Source organism: Kitasatospora sp. NPDC017646 (assembly GCF_044329365.1).
Classification (GTDB): Bacteria; Actinomycetota; Actinomycetes; order Streptomycetales; family Streptomycetaceae; genus Kitasatospora.
In genome coordinates this window covers 1-16,597 of sequence record NZ_JBIRJC010000080.1, presented here as the reverse complement: position 1 = coordinate 16,597, position 16,597 = coordinate 1, and the positions used below count along the sequence as shown (strand labels likewise).

Genomic DNA, 16,597 nt, shown 5'->3' with positions numbered 1-16,597 from the left:
CCTGGCCATGGGCTCACCTGGCCATGGGCTCACCTGGCCATGGGCTCACCTGGCCATGGGCTCACCTGGCCATGGGCTCACCTGGCCATGGGCTCACCTGGCCATGGGCTCACCTGGCCATGGGCTCACCTGGCCATGGGCTCACCTGGCCATGGGCTCACCTGGCCATGGGCTCACCTGGCCATGGGCTCACCTGGCCATGGGCTCACCTGGCCATGGGCTCACCTGGCCATGGGCTCCGCCCGTGTCGGCCCGAGCCTCAGGTCGGGCGGCTGCCGAGCCCCGCAGCCGCCGGGCCTGTGCCCGATGCGTTCCTCCTTTTCCCTCCTCCTCAGCCCGGTGGCAGTGGCTGCCACAGGCAGCCGCAGTCCGGGTGTCCTCGTAGTCGCAGGCGGCGGGGCATCCCGTCGCCCGCCGAGACCTCGCACCAGCCGTCGACGCTCGGCGGTCGGCCGCCGTCCAGGTGCACCTGGACGTGCAGTGCCGCCAGGCCGGCGACGGTCGTCGCCAGGGCGGTGTCGCAGGCCGGGGTGCGGGCCCGGCCGGGGCCGTTGTCCGCCAGCTGGGCCAGGACCCGTGGCCAGGCCGCGTCCTCGTCCTCGCGCCTGAGTACCAGGCAGTGGCCGCAGGCCGACCTTCCCGGGATCACCAGCGGACCGATGATGCCGAACTCCTCCACCACGCCCACGTACAGGTGGGGCACGCCAGCCCGGAGCAGCAGCCGGGCCTCGTACGTCCCGCCCGCGAAGGCGGCACTGCCGTCCCGGGGTGCGAGGACCACGAAGTCTGGTGGCGGGTCGTCGGACTTCCGCCGTGGCACCGGGACCAGCGGTCGGCCCGTGGCCCGTTGCACCGCCTCCCGGGCGACCGTCGAGCGCAGTCGCCCGACGTCCGCGGGCGGCAGTCCCGCAGGGGAGCAGTCGCCGTGCTGGACCCGCCCGCTGTCGGTCACCGTGACGGTGCCGATGCCGCCGGCGGCGAGCACCGCCGCCACGGCCGCGCCGACCCGGCCCGCTCCGCGCACCTCGATCCGGGCGTCGGCCCGCCGGGCCAGCACCGCCGGTGCGGCGCCCGGACCGGAGTGGACCAGGGACAGCGAGGCGAGGTCGGGTCCGAGCAGGTCCCGGTGGGGCCGGGGGTAGCGGGAGAGCGCCCGGTCGGTCGCTTCCGCGTCGTCCAGCAGCCCGGTCTCCTCCAGTTCGTTCAGCAGCGTGTCGGCGGGTTCGCGCCCGAGCCCGATCCGCTCGCCGGCGGACAGGAGACCGGGTCGGTCGCGCGTCCCGTCGACCAGTTCGAGGAACTCGCACAGCGTCTTGTCGGCGTTGCCCAGCACTCCGGCGTACCGGGTGACGGTGCCGAACTGCAGGGTCTCGGAGTCCCGCCAGCTGCGGGACAGAGCGGGCTTCAACACGAGGCGCACGACGATCTCCCTTCCGATCGTTTCCGGACGGCTGACCGCAGCATGCCCCATCGCGCGGACCGCGCGCAGAAAGTTATCCACAGGGCCGAGGGCATGATCACACCATCTGTTCGCAGGCCCTGTGGATAACTGCCCATCCGCCCCGGCGTCGGTTTCCGGACATCCCCTGGCGGCCTTTCGTTCCCGATCGCTCCACGAAAGATTTCGGCCACGGCACCGGACTTCTGTCAGCTGTACCGGGTAACGTCGTGTGCCATGGCAGCCGAGCGGGACTCCCATCCACCGGCGTCGCGTCGGCGTGCCCGTGCAGCGACCGGGTCGCAGATGACGGCGCCGACCACGCGCGGGCGCCCGGACGAGAAGCAGCGCGAGAGCCAGGGCGAGAACCGGCAGGAGAAGCCGCAGCACCCGCCCTCCGGGACCGTGGCCCCGGAGACGCACGACCGCAGCCGGGTCGAGGTGCGGCGCAGCGCCCGCCGCAGCCGTACCGTCTCCGCCTACCGCGAGGGCGATCGCACCGTCGTGCTGATCCCGGCCCGGATGTCGCACGCCGAGGAGCAGCGCTGGGTCGCGCAGATGCTGGAGAAGCTGGCCGCCCAGGAGCGCCGGCGGATCCTCGGGGACGACGCCCTGATGTCCCGGGCCCGGGAGTTGTCGGCGGCCTACCTGGGCGGTCGCGCCCAGCCCGTCCAGGTCCGCTGGGTGACCAACCAGAATTCGCGCTGGGGCTCGTGCACCCCCAGCGAGGGGACGATCCGGCTGTCCCACCGGCTGCAGGGCATGCCGGAGTACGTGTTGGACTACGTGCTGCTGCACGAGCTGGCGCACCTGCTGGTGCCGGACCACGGCTCGGCGTTCTGGGTGCTGCTGGAGGCCTATCCCCGGACGGAGCGGGCCCGTGGCTATCTGGAGGGCGTGGTGTCCGCCGCCCGGCTGCCGCACATTCCGGGTGCCCGGCACGCTGCGCCGGGCCCGGATCCGGCGGCCTCCTGCGGGTGACCGCATGGTGACGAAGTGTGATGAGATGTCGGCAAGGGCGACGAAAAGGGGGCGTGAGCCACGTTGGCCCGCGCCCCCTTGGCGCGTCGCACCTCAGTCCGTCAGGCGGTCAGCCGCCGTGCCCGGGCGACCAGATCACGCACCGAGTGGTCGGTGAGCTCCGGCAGCCTGTCGTAGTCGAACCAGCGCAGGTCGAGTGACTCCTCGCTGATCAGCGCCCGCGCCCCGGCGGGGGCCAGCGCGATGTACTGGACGTCCAGGTGGGTGTTCTCCGGCCGGTCCTTGCCGGTGCAGCGGACCTGGTGCCGGTCCAGCCTGGCGGGGACGGGGACGCCGTTCTCCCGCAGCAGGGTGAGCTCGGGGATGCCGGACTCCTCGACGGCCTCGCGCAGCGCGGCGGAGGCCAGGTCGGCGTCGCCGGGTTCGCAGTGCCCGCCCATCTGCAGCCAGATGCCGACCTTGGGGTGCAGGGTGAGCAGCACCCGCCCGGCGGCCGGGTCGATGACGGCCGCGCTCGCGGTGAGGTGGGCGGGCAGGCAGGACCGGTACACCCCCTCGGGCTGCTCGGTGAGGTGCGCGAGGTAGTCGAGCCGCAGCTGTTCCTGGTCCTGGTCGGCGGGCCGCCAGTCGGTCAGGGTGCGGACCGCGTCCGCGTGCAGGGTGGACGTGCCCGTCCCGGTGGCCGTCATGCGGTGGGCTCGCCCTTTCCGTCGGTGCCGTCGTCGTCGGTCCTCGGGGAGTCACCCTCCGGCGAGTCGCCCTTCGGCCGCTCGTCCTTGGTGAGGTCGGGCTTGCCGGCCGCGGCCTCACCGAGCAGCTTGTCGAGGGCGTCGAAGTCGAACCCGCCCTCCAGGTCGCCGCTGCCGCGGTGCACGAAGGCGTCCGGGTCGTCCAGGTCGGCGGCGGTGGGCAGCATGTCGGGGTGCTCCCAGAGGGCGTCGCGGCCCTCGACGCCGCGGGCGTCGGCGAGCAGCGCCCACAGCCGGGCGGCGTCGCGCAGCCGGCGCGGGCGCAGCTCCAGGCCGACCAGGGTCGCGAAGGTCTGCTCGGCGGGCCCACCGGCGGCGCGGCGGCGCCGGACGGTCTCGCGCAGCGCCCCGGCCTGCGGCAGGTGCGGCGCGGCGGCGGCGTGGACGACGGCGTCGACCCAGCCCTCGACCAGCGCGAGCGCGGTCTCCAGGCGGGCGAGCGCGGCCTTCTGCTCGGGGGTGTCCTCGGGCTGGAGCAGGCCGCCGGCCAGCGCCTCCTGGAGGGCCTCCGGGTTGCTCGGGTCGAGCTGGCCGGCGAGCTCCTCCATGCGGGAGGTGTCGACCTTGATGCCGCGGGCGTAGGCCTCGACGGCGCCGAGCAGGTGGGCCCGCAGCCACGGCACGTGGGCGAAGAGCCGCTGGTGGGCGGCCTCGCGCAGCGCGAGGTACAGCCGGACCTCCTCGGCGGGCACGTTCAGGCCCTCGCCGAACTCGGCGACGTTCTGCGGCAGCAGGGCGGCCTTGCCAGCGGGGGCGAGCGGCAGGCCGACGTCGGTGGAGCCGACGACCTCGCCGGCCAGGGCGCCGAGCGCCTGGCCGATCTGGGTGCCGAACATGGCGCCGCCCATGGAGCGCATCATGCCCATCAGCGGGCCGGCCATGGCCTGCATCTCCTCGGGCAGGACGCCGCCCATGGCGGTGCCGACGCGCTCGGCGACCGGGTCGACGAGGTCCTTCCAGACCGGGAGGGTGGCCTCGATCCACTCGGCGCGGCTCCAGGCGACGGCGGTGCCGGCGCCGGAGGGGAACTCGGTGACGCCGTCGAGCCACAGGTCGGCCAGGCGCACGGCCTCCTCCACGGCGGCGCGCTCGACGGCGCCGACGGAGCGGTCCTTGCTCTTGCCCTCGGCCGGTTCGGCGACGACGGTCTGCCGGGCGATGTTCTGGGCGAGTTCCCAGTTCACCGGGCCGCCCTCGAAGGAGAGCATCTGCCCGAGCTGCTGGAAGGCGGCGCCGAGGTCGCCGGGGTTGAGGCCGCCGAACATCGCGGCGAAGGGGTTGTCGGCTCCGGCGCCGCCGGGGCCGCCCGGGGCGCCGGGCATGCCGAACATCGCGCCGAAGGGGTTGCCGGCTCCGAAGCCGAACGGCTGGGGGCCGCCGGTGCCTTCCTGGCCCTGCTCCTTCTTCCTCTGCGCGTCGTCGGGCTTGGCCTTGCCGTCCTCGGGCTCCTCGGGCGGAACGCCGAATCCGAAGGGAAGGTCGCTCACGGGGTCCTCGATCCGGTCGGCCGTCATGCGGGTGTGGCGGGAAGTGCTGCCGCCCGGGGGTCCGGTGGAGCGGGGGACTCGGGGGCGGCTCCCGCGCGCTGGGCCCGCGCCGGGTGCACCGCCGGGCCTTCGCCTCGGGCAGGATGGACGTACGTGACACACGTCCGTACGCACATAAGCTAACCGTGGAGGATGGCCGGTGAGTTCCCCGCCTTCGGACGTTCGCTCTGGGCTGACCGCAGGAGAGGACGACCCGGACACCACGGTGTCGCCGCCTCCAGCCTACGGCGGGCGGCCGTTGACCGTGGCCGTCACCGGCGCCGCGGGCGTGCTGGGCGAGCGGGTCGCCGCCCGGCTGGTGGCCTCGCCGCACGTGCGCAGGGTGCTGGCGGTGGACGACCGGCGCGGTGAGGTCGCGGGCGTGCAGTGGCGGGTGCTGGACGTGCGGGATCCGGCGGTGGCCGAGCGGCTGGCCGGGGTCGACGTGGTGGTGCACCTGGCGATGGACTTCGGCATGGAGTCCGATCCGCGGGCCCGCAGCGCCTACAACGTGCGCGGCGCCCAGACGGTGCTGACCGCGGCCGCGGCCGCCGGGGTGCACCGGGTGGTGCTGTGCACCTCGGCGATGGTCTACGGCGCGCTGGCCGACAACGAGGTGCCGCTGGCGGAGGACTCCGAGCTGCGGGCGACCGAGGAGGCCTCGCTGGTCGGGGACCTGCTGGAGATCGAGCGCCTGGCCCGGCGGGCGCCGCGCGCCCACCCGGGGCTTCAGGTGACGGTGCTGCGCCCGGCGGTGGTGGTGGGCCCCGGGGTGGACACCGTGCTGACCCGGCACTTCGAGGCGCCCCGGCTGTTGGTGGTGGCCGGTTCCCGCCCGTGCTGGCAGTTCTGCCACGTGGAGGACCTGGCGGCGGCGCTGGAGTACGCGGCGCTGGGCCTCGTCGAGGGCGAGGTGACGGTCGGCTGCGACGGTTGGCTGGAGCAGGAGGACGTGGAGCGGCTGTCGGGGATCCGGCGGATGGAGCTGCCGGCCGCACTGGCGCTCGGGACGGCGGCGCGACTGCACCGGCTGGGCCTGACCCCGGCCCCGGCCGGGGACCTGGCGTACACGATGTACCCGTGGGTGGTGTCCGGCAGCCGGCTCCACGAGGCGGGCTGGCGGCCGGAGTTCACCAACGAGCAGGTGCTGGCGGAGCTGCTGGCGCAGGTGTCCGGCAAGCACGCGGTGGCGGGGCGGCGGCTGGGCGGCAAGGAGGCCGCGACCAGCCTGGGGGCGGCCGGGGCGACGGTGGCGCTGGTGGGTACGGCGGCGCTGGTGCGCCGGGCCCGCAAGCGGCGCCGCTTCTGAATCCGCTGGTTCCCGACGGACGGGAATCGAACGGGGCGCCAGTTTCTCACGATGCGAAATTTCGTAATCGTGATGCGGAAGACCCTTGCCGCAGGCGGCCCCGGATGAGGAATCATGGGGTCATGTCCGAGAACCACGACCCCATCCGCCTGCTCGCCGTCCGCGACACCCCGCTCTCCCTGGACGAGGTGTACGAGGCGGTGGGCGACGACGCGGCCGGAGGCACCACCGTCTTCGTCGGGACGGTCCGGGACCACGACGGCGGCAAGTCGGTCTCCGCGCTGGAGTACAGCTGCCATCCCTCCGCCGAGGAGGAGATGCGCCGGATCGCCGAGAAGGTCGTCGCCGACTTCCCGGTCAGGGCGCTCGCCGCGGTGCACCGGGTGGGCCGGCTGGAGATCACCGACAAGGCCGTGATCGTCGCCGTCTCCTGCGCCCACCGCGGCGAGGCCTTCGCGGCCGCCCGCCGGCTGATCGACGACCTCAAGCACAAGGTGCCGATCTGGAAGCACCAGGTCTTCGCCGACGGCGAGGAGGAGTGGGTCGGCGCCGGCGGCTGCTGACCGCAGCCGACATCCCTCCCGCCGCCTCCAGTCGGGATCCCCGACCGTGTGCGGCGGAACCGGATGCACACGGAGCGCGTCCCTCGGGTCAGGCGCGCCGTCGCCTCACCCGAACGGGTCCGGACCGGTGGGCCGGATACTCCCCGGAAGTGAGCCGATCGGCCGTCCCGTAACCCGGACGGCGCTGGCCGCGTTGTCCGTCGGAGTGGTTAATCTGCTCATAGACACGACGAGCTGGGAGTACTGACATGGGTGCGCTCGCCTGGTTGATCATTCCGGTTGTCGCCGTCCTGGTCGCTGCCGCTTGGGCGGCCTGGGCCCAGCGGGCCCCGAGAGCGACGGGGGACCCGGCCTCCCTCGCCGAACACCAGCGCTTCATGGCCGCGATGGAACGCACCACCGCCGGCACCGCCGCCCCCGGCGAGCGCTCCGGTCGGTAGCCCGGCGGGCGCCGCGTCACCCGCGTCCCGTACTGTCGAGGCATGCCACGCCGCTCCGCGACGATGCTCGCTGCCACCCTGCTGCTCATAGCGCTGCTCTGCGTCTCGGTGCTGATGAAGGTGCCGTACACGGAGATGAGCCCGGGCCCGACGTACAACACGCTCGGCGACCAGGGGGGCAAGCCGGTGATCACCGTGACCGGCCACGACTCGTACAAGGCCTCCGGGCACCTCAACATGACCACCGTGCAGGTCACCGGGGCGAAGTACGAGCCCAGCCTGGTCAACGCGGTGATCGGCTGGATGCGCGACGACGTGCTGGTGGTGCCGCACGACAACGTCTACCCCAAGGGCCAGTCGGACGCGGACGCCAAGAAGCAGAACGCCGAGGAGTTCGCCTCCTCCGAGGACAGCGCGCGCACCGCAGCGCTCAAGCAGCTGGGCGTCCCGGTCGGCAACGAACTGATCGTCAAGTCGGTCACCGCGGGAGCCCCGGCCGAGGGCCGGCTGCACGCGGGGGACCAGATCGTCGCGGTGGACGGCACGGCCGTCGACTCGGTCGACCAGGTGGTCGCCGCCGTCACCAAGCACAAGCCCGGCGAGTCGGTGGTCTTCACCGTGGTGCCGCGCGTCAAGGACACCTCCGGCAACGGCTCGGCCACCCCGGGCGCGAAGACCGACGTCACCGTCCCGACCGTGCGGGCCAAGGACCTCGACCCGAAGGCTCCGGCCGAGCGGGCCGAGCTCGCGGTGGTCGGCATCGGCACGGGGATCCGGCACACCTACCCGTTCCAGATCGACATCGGCCTCCAGGACGTCGGCGGCCCCAGCGCCGGGCTGATGTTCTCGCTCGGCATCGTCGACAAGCTCACCCCCGGCGGCGACCTCACCGGCGGCAAGTTCGTGGCCGGCACCGGGACCATCGACGACGACGGCAAGGTCGGCCCGATCGGCGGGATATCGATGAAGCTGATCGCCGCCCGGGACGCGGGGGCCGAGTACTTCCTCACCCCGTCCTCGAACTGCGCCGAGGCCACCAAGAACGTCCCGTCCGGGCTGACCCTGATCAAGACGGACACCCTGGACGGCGCGCTGAAGTCGCTGGAGCAGATCCGCTCCGGGCAGACCTCCGCGCTGCCGTCCTGCCCCGGGTAAGGGGCTCAGGAGAAGGTCGCCAGCAGCGCGTCGGTCAAGCCGGGCACCAGGTCCGGGCCGGTCAGCACCTCGCGGGCGACGTCCTTGGAACGCAGTCGCAGGGCGATCTCCTTCCGGCCGTCGCGCAGCACGGCGGCGGTGATCCGCACCTCCTCGCGCTTGGGGTGGTTGGCCACCCACTCGGCGAGCTGGGCGTCGGAGGCGCCGCGGGGGCGGGACTGCTCGGCGCCCGGCGGCAGCATCAGCCGCTCGACCACCAGGGCGCAGCCGGCCACCGCGTCGGGCCAGGCGATGGTGCCGAGGAACTTGTCGAGTTCCATACCGGCCGGGAGTTCGTCCTGCTCGACCGGGGTGAGGCCGGGCTCGTCGCCCTCGGAGAGGCCGAGCTGCTTGGCGATCCGGGGGTCGGCCTTGCGCAGGGCGGCGCTGTCCACCAGGGCGAACAGTCGGGCCGGGAGGTCCCAGCCGAGGGTGGCGGCGTACTCGTCGATCTCCAGCGCGGCCCGGGTGAGCGGGGTGGCGGCGGGGAGCTTGGAGACGTCGTCGGGGGAGTTGTTCAGATCAGACGCGTCGGACATGACTCAATCCTCACACGCCGGGCGGCGGGCGCTCGCCGGGGCGACCGGCGGAGGGTGCGACGGGGGCCGTGCGGGCACCGTAGTAACCGTCTGCTAACGGTGGGAACTCGACCAAAGCCTGGTTAAGTTTCTCTGACGACCGACCGATTCCAGACGACACAGCTGAGGTGCCACCGTGGTATTCCAGATGCCGGAACGCTCAGGGCCGGGTTTCCGGCGGAGGGTGGGCCCGCCCTCCCGGCGGGCGCGGGTGGCCCTGCTGACCCTGGGCGTGCTCGCGGTGCTCTTCCTGCTGTTCGTCATGTTCGCCGGGTTCTGGACGGACTGGCTGTGGTTCAGGTCGGTCCACTACTCCTCGGTCTTCGCCACCCAGCTGTGGACGAAGATCGGCCTGTTCGCCGTGTTCGGGCTGCTGATGGCGGTGATCGTCGGCTTCAACATCTGGCTGGCGCACCGGCTGCGGCCGCCGCTGTCGGCGATGTCGGTGGAACAGCAGAGCCTGGACCGCTACCGGGCGGGGCTGGCGCCGTTCAAGCGCTGGGCGCTGATCGGCGTCTCGCTGGTGATCGGCCTGGTGGCGGGCGCGGCGGCGTCGGGCCAGTGGCGGACCTGGCTGATGTGGACGAACGCGACGTCCTTCGGGGAGAAGGACGCCCAGTTCGGCATGGACGTCTCGTTCTACGCCTTCGACCTGCCGTTCTACGAGTTCGTGCTGGGCTTCGCGTTCAGCGCGGTGATCGTCTCGCTGCTGACCTCGGCGCTGGTGCACTACCTGTACGGGGGGCTGCGGCTGCAGGGCCCGGGCCGTCGGGCGAGCGCGGGCGCGCAGGGGCACCTGGCGGTGCTGCTGGGCGTGTTCGTGCTGCTGAAGGCGGTGGCGTACTGGCTGGACCGGTACGCGCTGGCGGTGAAGACCGGCTCCTACAAGGGCGTGTCGGGCTGGACGGGCCTGCGCTACGTGGACGCCAACGCGTTCCTGCCGGCCAAGACGATCCTGTTCTTCGTCGCGATCATCTGCGCGGTGCTGTTCTTCCTGACGCCGGTCCGCCGCACCTGGGCGCCGGCCCTGATCGGGCTGGGGCTGATGGTGCTGTCGGCGGTGCTGATCGGCGGCCTGTACCCGGCGATCGTGCAGCAGTTCCAAGTCAAGCCGAACGAGCAGGCCAAGGAGACGCCGTACATCCAGAAGAACATCGACGCGACCCGGCAGGCCTACGGGATCGCGGACGCGCGGACCACCCCGTACAGCCCGCAGGGCTCGACCACGGGTGACGCGCTGAAGCCGGACGCGCAGACCATCGCGGACGTGCGGCTGCTGGACCCGAACATCGTCTCGCAGACGTTCCAGTCGCTGGAGCAACAGCGCAACTACTACGCGTTCCCGAGCACGCTGTCGGTGGACCGCTACGGCACCGGCGCGGACAAGCAGGACACCGTGATCGGCCTGCGGGAGCTGGACCTCAACGGGGTGCAGCGCAACTGGATCAACGACCACTTCAAGTACACCCACGGCTACGGCGCGGCGGTCGCCAGGGGCAACCAGGTCGACGACAAGGGCGGCCCGGTGTTCACCGAGTCCGGCCTGCCGACCACCGGTGCGCTGGGCGACTACGAGCAGCGGATCTACTACGGCGAGAAGACGACGACCTACTCGATCGTCGGCGGCTCGAACAAGGAGATCGACTACACCGACGTCAAGACCGGCCAGAACGTGGAGTACACGTACGCCGGTGACAGCGGTGTCTCGCTGGACAACCCGATCACCCGGGCCGCGTACGCGGTGCGCTTCGCCGAGCCGCAGATCCTGTACGCGGGGGCGATCACCGACGGCGCCAAGGTGGTCTACAACCGGACGCCGAAGGAGCGGGTGGAGAAGGTCGCGCCGTGGCTGTCGATCGACGCCGACCCGTACCCGGTGGTGCAGGACGGCCGCGTGGTGTGGGTCGTGGACGGCTACACCACCTCGGACGGCTTCCCGTTCTCGTCGAAGACGACGCTGGGCACCGCGACCAAGGACTCGCTGACCAACCAGCGCGGTGAGCTGCTGACCGTCGCCAACCAGGTCAACTACATCCGCAACTCGGTCAAGGCCACGGTGGACGCCTACACCGGCGAGGTGAAGCTCTACCAGTGGGACGAGAAGGACCCGGTGCTGAAGACCTGGATGAAGGCCTTCCCCGGCACCGTCGAGCCGAAGGCGGACATCCCGGCGTCGCTGCTGCCGCACCTGCGCTACCCGCAGGACATGTTCAAGGTGCAGCGCGACCTGCTCGGCCAGTACCACGTGACCGACGCCAACTCGTTCTTCAACGGCAGCGACATCTGGCAGGTCCCGGTGGACCCGACCAGTGACACCAAGCAGGTCCAGCCGCCGTACTACGTGACGGTGCGCACGCCGGACGCCGCCGCCGCGAGCTTCTCGCTCACCAGCACCTTCGTGCCCAACCAGCGGCCCAACCTGGCGGCCTTCATGTCCGTCAACGCGGATCCGGGCGACGACTACGGGAAGATCCGCATCCTGAAGATGACGGGCGAGAGCGGAGCCCCCGGCCCGGGCCTGGTGCAGTCGAAGTTCAACTCCCGCCAGGAGGTGGCCTCGCAGATCTACGCGCTGAAGACCGGCGGCGACACCGAGCTGGAGTACGGCAACCTGCTGACCCTGCCGGTCGGCGGCGGCCTGCTGAACGTCGAGCCGGTGTACGTGCGCGGGCGCGGTGCCAAGTACCCGACGCTGCAGAAGGTCCTGGCGGTGTACGGGGACGACAACGTGGCGTTCGAGAACACCCTGGAGGACGCGCTGAAGAAGCTGTTCGCCGGGCAGGCCCCGCCGGCCACGCCGGTGGCACCGTCCAGCCCGGGCAGCGGGACGGCGCCGGGCAACGGCACCACACCGGGTGGCGGGACGCCCTCTCCCGGGACGCCGACGCCGACGTCCACGCCGACCGGGCCGGGCACCCCGGCGCCGGGCGGGACGATCTCGCCGGAGCTGCAGAAGGCGCTGTCCGACGCGCAGAAGGCGTACAGCGACAGCCAGACCGCGTTCAAGAACGGCGACTGGGTGGCCTACGGCAACGCCCAGAAGGCCCTCGGGGACGCCCTGAAGGCGGCCGACGCGGCCCGCGCAGGCAGCCCGGCGCCGGCCCCGACGGCGGCGCCGACCGGGTCGGGGGCGCCCAGCCCGCACCCCTAGTCGCCGCTGAGCTGCGGTAACCGTTTTGGGTTCCACCCCGTGTCCGTGCTACGGTTCTATCACCGACGCGGGGTGGAGCAGCTCGGTAGCTCGCTGGGCTCATAACCCAGAGGTCGCAGGTTCAAATCCTGTCCCCGCTACTCAGTGTCAGAGGCCCGGAGGATCATTCCTCCGGGCCTCTGGCATTTCCTGCCATGTTTCCGTCCGGAAGCGGCGGGAACCGCTCCGGTACTATCGACCGTCGCCAACGGGGACGGCACTGGGGTTTGTGGGGTGGAAGTGTCGGGAAATCGACAAAGCGCCGAAGCAATTTCGTCGGCTTCAGGGCCGCCCCGCCCGAATTCGGCCGGGGCAGGTGTACGCGGGTAGCGGGTGATGCGACGATGGGACACACGGGGGACGGTGCACGGCCGCTGATGGGCCGTCGGGTCCGGCGCCTCTCCTGGGAGTCCCCCCGGCCGTCGGCCGGGGCACGATGCCGCGACACTCTGGGGGAGCGGGAGTCGGCATGAGGCTGATCGGCAAGTCAGGGACCAGGTCCGGTGCGGCCGTCGAGGCGGACACCGACGCCTGGGCGGAGAGCGCCGAGAGCCCCGACGACCGCCTCGGGGCCCTGCCCGCCCAGCGCACCAGCGGACTGTCCGAGCGGCCCGCGGTCGGCGGCTTCGGGCCCGACAGCCTCGTCCACGTGTCCACCCGTCAGTTCTCCGCCGCCGTCGGCCCGTACGGGGCGGGCGGCGAGGAGTCGCCCTCCGGTGCCGCGCTGGACCCGGCGGGCCTGGACCCGACGAGTTTCGAGACCGCGCTGGCCGCGCGGGAGTCCGCCGCCCTGGAGGCCCGGCACCGGCAGGCCGCCGACGGCGGTGACGCGGACGCCGCCGGCCGGCTCGGCACCCTGCTGCTGCGCCGCGGCGACCTGGAGGACGCCGAGCCCTACCTGCGCGCCGCCGCGGCCGCCGGGGTGCGGGCCGCCGCCAACAACCTGGGCGTCCTGCTGCACCAGCAGGGCCACCGGGCCGAGGCCGGCCAGTGGTGGCACCAGGCGGCGGTGGCCGGCAGCGCCCCCGCCGCGCACGCGCTCGGGCTCCAGCTGCGCGACCAGGGCGAGGAGGAGGCCGCCGAGTACTGGCTGCACTTCGCCGCCGACCACGGCCACCCGCTGGGCGCCTACGCGCTCGGCGACCTGATGGAGCACCGGCGCGACGTGCGGGCCGAGCGCTGGTTCAAGGTCTCCGCCGACGCCGGGCACCGCGAGGCCGCCTACCGGCTGGCCCGGATGCGCGAGGCCGCCGGGGACAAGGAGACCGCCGAGGCCTGGTACCGCACCGCCGCCGCCCGCAGCCACGCCCGCGCCGCGCTGCGCCTGGGCGTGCTGCTGGAGGAGCGCGCCCGCACCGACCGGTCGCTGCTGGAGGAGGCGGCCCGCTGGTACCGCCAGTCCGCCCAGAACGGCGAGCCGCGCGCCGCGTGCGCGCTCGGCTTCCTGCTGCGCGACTCCGGTGAGCTCGCCGCCGCCGCCGAGTGGTGGCAGGAGGCCGCCGAGGCCGGCGACGGCAACGCCGCCAACGCGCTCGGCGCCCTGCACGCGAGCCGCGGCGAGGCCAAGGAGGCCGAGCACTGGTACCGCACCGCACTCGACGCGGGCGACCAGAACGGCGCCTTCAACCTCGGCCTGCTCTGCGCCGGGACCGGCCGCGACCAGCAGGCCGAGCAGTGGTACCGCCGGGCCGCGTACGCCGGGCACCGGGAGGCCTGCAACGCGCTGGCCGTGGTGCTGCTGCAGCGCGGTGACGAGTCCGGCGCCGAGCCGTGGTTCTCCAAGGCCGCCGAGGCCGGCAGCGTGGACGGCGCCTTCAACCTGGGCGTCCTGCACGCCGGGCGCGGCGAGGTCCGGCAGGCCCAGGAGTGGTACGCGCGGGCGGCCGCCGAGGGCCACGGCGAGGCGGCGCTGCAGCTGGCGGTCGCCCAGGAGCAGCGCGGCAACCTGGCGGGCGCGCTGGAGCGCTACCGGCAGGCCGCGGCGGGCGGTTCGGCGGAGGGCGCGTTCCGGTTGGCCTCGGTGTTGGACCGGCGGGGGGACGCGGACGCGGAGGCCGAGCACTGGTACGCGCTGGCGGCCGACGCCGGGCACCGCCGGGCGCAGGTGCGGATGGGCGTGCGGGCGGCCGAGCGGGGGGCGTTGGAGATCGCCGAGAGCTGGTACCGGCGGGCCGCCGAGGCGGGCAGCCGCAGCGCCGCGTTCAACCTGGGGCTGCTGCTGGCCCGGCAGGACAGCGAGGCGGAGGCGATGCTCTGGTACACCCGGGCCGCCGACGCCGGGCACGGGCGGGCGGCGCTGCGCCTGGCGCTGCTGGCGCTGCGCCGGGGCGAGCCGGTGCAGGCCGAGAACTGGTGCCGGCGGGCGATGGACTACGGGCCGGCCGAGGTCGCGGAGCGGGCCGGGCGGCTGCTGGGCGCGCTGCACGCGGAGCTGAGCGCGTAACCGGCCCCCGACCGGGGCTCCGGGAGGCGGCCGTCGGGCGGCCGGCGGGTCAGGGGCGGCCGTCGGGTCAGGGGCGGCAGTCGGGGCACAGGCCGCGGTAGGTGACCTCGGCGGTGGTCACGGCGAAGCCGAAGCGTTCGGCGGCGGGCAGGGCCGCGAGCGGGTCTCCGTGGGGGTGGACGTCGCGGATCGCGCCGCAGCCGGAGCAGATCAGGTGCTGGTGGGCGCGGTGGGCGTTCGGGTCGTAGCGCTTGGCGCGGCCGTCGGTGGCGACCTCCAGCACCTCGCCGAGGGCGACGAGTTCGCCGAGCGTGTTGTAGACGGTGGCGCGGCTGATCTCGGGCAGGCGGTCGGTGGCGCGGGCGTGCACCTCGTCCGCGGTGAGGTGGACGTGCTCGCCGTCGAGGACCTCGGCCACCACCCGGCGCTGCGAGGTCAGCCGCCAGCCGCGTCCGCGCAGTCTCTCCAGCAGGTCACTCATGGAACCAGAGTAAGTCACGCTCTGAGTTTGGTGCCAGTGTTGACTTAGATGAAGTCCAAGTTAGGATCGTGTCATCACGACCGGACCCCTCGGAGGCGACCCGTTATGACCACGCAGGACGAGCTGCGCCCGACCCTCACCACGGAGGCCGGCGCCCCGGTCGCCGACAACCAGAACACCGAGACCGCGGGCGTCGGGGGCCCGGCCCTGATCCAGGACCAGTTGCTGTTCGAGAAGCTCGCGCACTTCAACCGCGAGCGGATCCCGGAGCGCGTGGTGCACGCCCGCGGCGCCGGCGCGTACGGCACCTTCACGGTGACCGCCGACGTCACGCCCTGGACCCGGGCGGCCTTCCTCTCCGAGGTCGGCAAGCAGACCGAGGTCTTCCTGCGCTTCTCCACCGTGGCCGGCAACCTCGGCGCGGCCGACGCGGTGCGCGACCCGCGCGGCTTCGCGCTGAAGTTCTACACCGAGGAGGGCAACTACGACCTCGTCGGCAACAACACCCCGGTGTTCTTCATCAAGGACGCCATCAAGTTCCCGGACTTCATCCACACCCAGAAGCGCGACCCGTACACCGGCTCGCAGGAGGCCGACAACGTCTGGGACTTCTGGAGCCTGTCGCCCGAGTCGACCCACCAGGTGACGTGGCTGTTCGGCGACCGCGGCATCCCGGCCAGCTACCGGCACATGGACGGCTTCGGCTCGCACACCTACCAGTGGCAGAACGAGGCCGGCGAGCACTTCTGGGTCAAGTACCACTTCAAGACCGACCAGGGCATCCGCAACCTCACCCAGGCCGAGGCCAACAAGCTCGCCGGCGAGGACCCGGACAGCCACCAGCGCGACCTGCGCCAGGCGATCGAGCGCGGCGAGTTCCCCAGCTGGACGGTGCAGGTCCAGATCATGCCGGCGGCCGACGCGGCCACCTACCGCTTCAACCCGTTCGACCTGACCAAGGTCTGGCCGCACGCCGACTACCCGCCGATCGAGTTCGGCCGGCTGGAGCTCAACCGCAACCCGGACAACGTCTTCGCCGAGGTCGAGCAGTCGGTGTTCTCCCCGGCGCACTTCGTGCCCGGCATCGGGCCGTCCCCGGACAAGATGCTCCAGGGGCGCCTGTTCGCCTACGCGGACGCCCACCGCTACCGGGTCGGCATCAACGCCGACCACCTGCCGGTGAACCGCCCGCACGCCACCGAGGCCCGCACCAACAGCCGCGACGGCTACCTGTACGACGGCCGGCACGGGCGGCAGAAGAACTACGAGCCGAACAGCTTCGGCGGCCCCGTGCAGACCGGCCGTCCGCTGTGGGCCGCGACCGCCGTCGACGGGTACACCGGCACCCACGCGACGCCCTCGCACGCCGAGGACGACGACTTCGTGCAGGCCGGCAACCTGTACCGGCTGTACTCCGAGGAGGAGAAGCAGCGGCTGATCGCCAACCTGGCGGGCTTCATCGCCAAGGTCTCGGCCGACCGCGAGTCCATCGTGGAGCGGGCGATCGACAACTTCCGCAAGGCCGACGCCGACTACGGGCAGCGGCTGGAGGCGGCGGTCCGGGAGCTGCGCAAGCAGTAGGGCGGACCGGGGAGGCGGCGGGGGCCCCCGCCCCCCCCCCCCCCCGGGGGGCCCCCCCCCCAACCGCCCGGGAACTCAGAAGGTCCGACGCCCCCGGGTCGGCAAGGTCAACACGCCGGTTCTT

At 72.9% G+C, this 16,597-nt stretch carries 13 protein-coding genes and 1 tRNA gene; 9 read left to right on the top strand and 5 right to left on the bottom strand.

Going from position 1 to position 16,597, the window contains the following annotated elements; genetic code table 11:
• Positions 1-331: 331 nt before the first annotated feature.
• On the bottom strand, positions 332-1,420 hold the full coding sequence (locus ACH4J0_RS41520) for a TOMM precursor leader peptide-binding protein (RefSeq protein WP_396246389.1): 1,089 nt from the start codon (positions 1,418-1,420) through the stop codon (positions 332-334).
• A 324-nt stretch (positions 1,421-1,744) separates the two neighbouring features.
• Here ACH4J0_RS41520 and ACH4J0_RS41515 point away from each other — a divergent pair, with 324 nt between their 5' ends.
• Positions 1,745-2,419 carry a M48 family metallopeptidase gene (locus ACH4J0_RS41515; protein ID WP_396246388.1) on the top strand — a complete coding sequence of 225 codons (675 nt, stop codon included), beginning with the start codon at positions 1,745-1,747 and terminating at the stop codon, positions 2,417-2,419.
• 101 nt (positions 2,420-2,520) lie between these two features.
• On the opposite strand, the gene ACH4J0_RS41510 is transcribed toward ACH4J0_RS41515, so the two are convergent.
• Positions 2,521-3,108 (bottom strand): NUDIX hydrolase, encoded by a 588-nt coding sequence (locus tag ACH4J0_RS41510; RefSeq protein ID WP_396246387.1) that lies wholly within the window; start codon positions 3,106-3,108, stop codon positions 2,521-2,523.
• The gene (locus ACH4J0_RS41505) at positions 3,105-4,655 is read right to left on the bottom strand and encodes a zinc-dependent metalloprotease (RefSeq protein WP_396246386.1); all 1,551 of its coding nucleotides are present in this window, start codon (positions 4,653-4,655) and stop codon (positions 3,105-3,107) included. The genes ACH4J0_RS41510 and ACH4J0_RS41505 overlap by 4 nt, the downstream gene beginning before the upstream one ends.
• A 199-nt stretch (positions 4,656-4,854) precedes the next feature.
• On the opposite strand from ACH4J0_RS41505, the gene ACH4J0_RS41500 reads away from it, so the two are divergent.
• From ACH4J0_RS41500 to ACH4J0_RS41485, 4 genes are all read left to right on the top strand, one after another.
• The gene (locus ACH4J0_RS41500; protein WP_072654697.1) at positions 4,855-6,003 is read left to right on the top strand and encodes an NAD-dependent epimerase/dehydratase family protein; all 1,149 of its coding nucleotides are present in this window, start codon (positions 4,855-4,857) and stop codon (positions 6,001-6,003) included.
• A 122-nt stretch (positions 6,004-6,125) separates the two neighbouring features.
• Positions 6,126-6,566 carry a molybdenum cofactor biosynthesis protein MoaE gene (locus tag ACH4J0_RS41495; protein ID WP_396246385.1) on the top strand — a complete coding sequence of 147 codons (441 nt, stop codon included), beginning with the start codon at positions 6,126-6,128 and terminating at the stop codon, positions 6,564-6,566.
• 248 nt (positions 6,567-6,814) lie between these two features.
• Positions 6,815-7,006 (top strand): hypothetical protein, encoded by a 192-nt coding sequence (locus ACH4J0_RS41490; protein WP_396246384.1) that lies wholly within the window; start codon positions 6,815-6,817, stop codon positions 7,004-7,006.
• Positions 7,007-7,048: 42 nt separating this feature from the next.
• Positions 7,049-8,161: a PDZ domain-containing protein gene (locus ACH4J0_RS41485; protein ID WP_396246383.1), complete on the top strand. Its 1,113-nt coding sequence runs from the start codon at positions 7,049-7,051 to the stop codon at positions 8,159-8,161.
• Positions 8,162-8,166: 5 nt separating this feature from the next.
• Here the strand turns inward: ACH4J0_RS41485 and ACH4J0_RS41480 are convergent, their stop codons facing one another.
• Complete coding sequence (locus ACH4J0_RS41480) at positions 8,167-8,739, bottom strand: PPA1309 family protein (RefSeq protein ID WP_396246382.1); 573 nt, start codon at positions 8,737-8,739, stop codon at positions 8,167-8,169.
• Between the two features lie 187 nt (positions 8,740-8,926).
• Here ACH4J0_RS41480 and ACH4J0_RS41475 point away from each other — a divergent pair, with 187 nt between their 5' ends.
• The 3 genes from ACH4J0_RS41475 to ACH4J0_RS41465 all read left to right on the top strand — a co-directional run bounded on the left by ACH4J0_RS41475 (position 8,927) and on the right by ACH4J0_RS41465 (position 14,411).
• Complete coding sequence (locus tag ACH4J0_RS41475; protein WP_396246381.1) at positions 8,927-11,929, top strand: UPF0182 family protein; 3,003 nt, start codon at positions 8,927-8,929, stop codon at positions 11,927-11,929.
• Positions 11,930-11,995: 66 nt separating this feature from the next.
• Positions 11,996-12,069: transfer RNA gene (locus ACH4J0_RS41470), tRNA-Met, on the top strand.
• A gap of 368 nt (positions 12,070-12,437) precedes the next feature.
• Positions 12,438-14,411 (top strand): tetratricopeptide repeat protein, encoded by a 1,974-nt coding sequence (locus tag ACH4J0_RS41465; protein WP_396246380.1) that lies wholly within the window; start codon positions 12,438-12,440, stop codon positions 14,409-14,411.
• 67 nt (positions 14,412-14,478) lie between these two features.
• On the opposite strand, the gene ACH4J0_RS41460 is transcribed toward ACH4J0_RS41465, so the two are convergent.
• Entirely contained in the window at positions 14,479-14,892 is a 414-nt protein-coding gene (locus tag ACH4J0_RS41460; protein WP_396246379.1) for a Fur family transcriptional regulator, read from the bottom strand.
• A 105-nt stretch (positions 14,893-14,997) separates the two neighbouring features.
• On the opposite strand from ACH4J0_RS41460, the gene ACH4J0_RS41455 reads away from it, so the two are divergent.
• Complete coding sequence (locus ACH4J0_RS41455; RefSeq protein ID WP_396246378.1) at positions 14,998-16,473, top strand: catalase; 1,476 nt, start codon at positions 14,998-15,000, stop codon at positions 16,471-16,473.
• Positions 16,474-16,597: the final 124 nt, after the last annotated feature.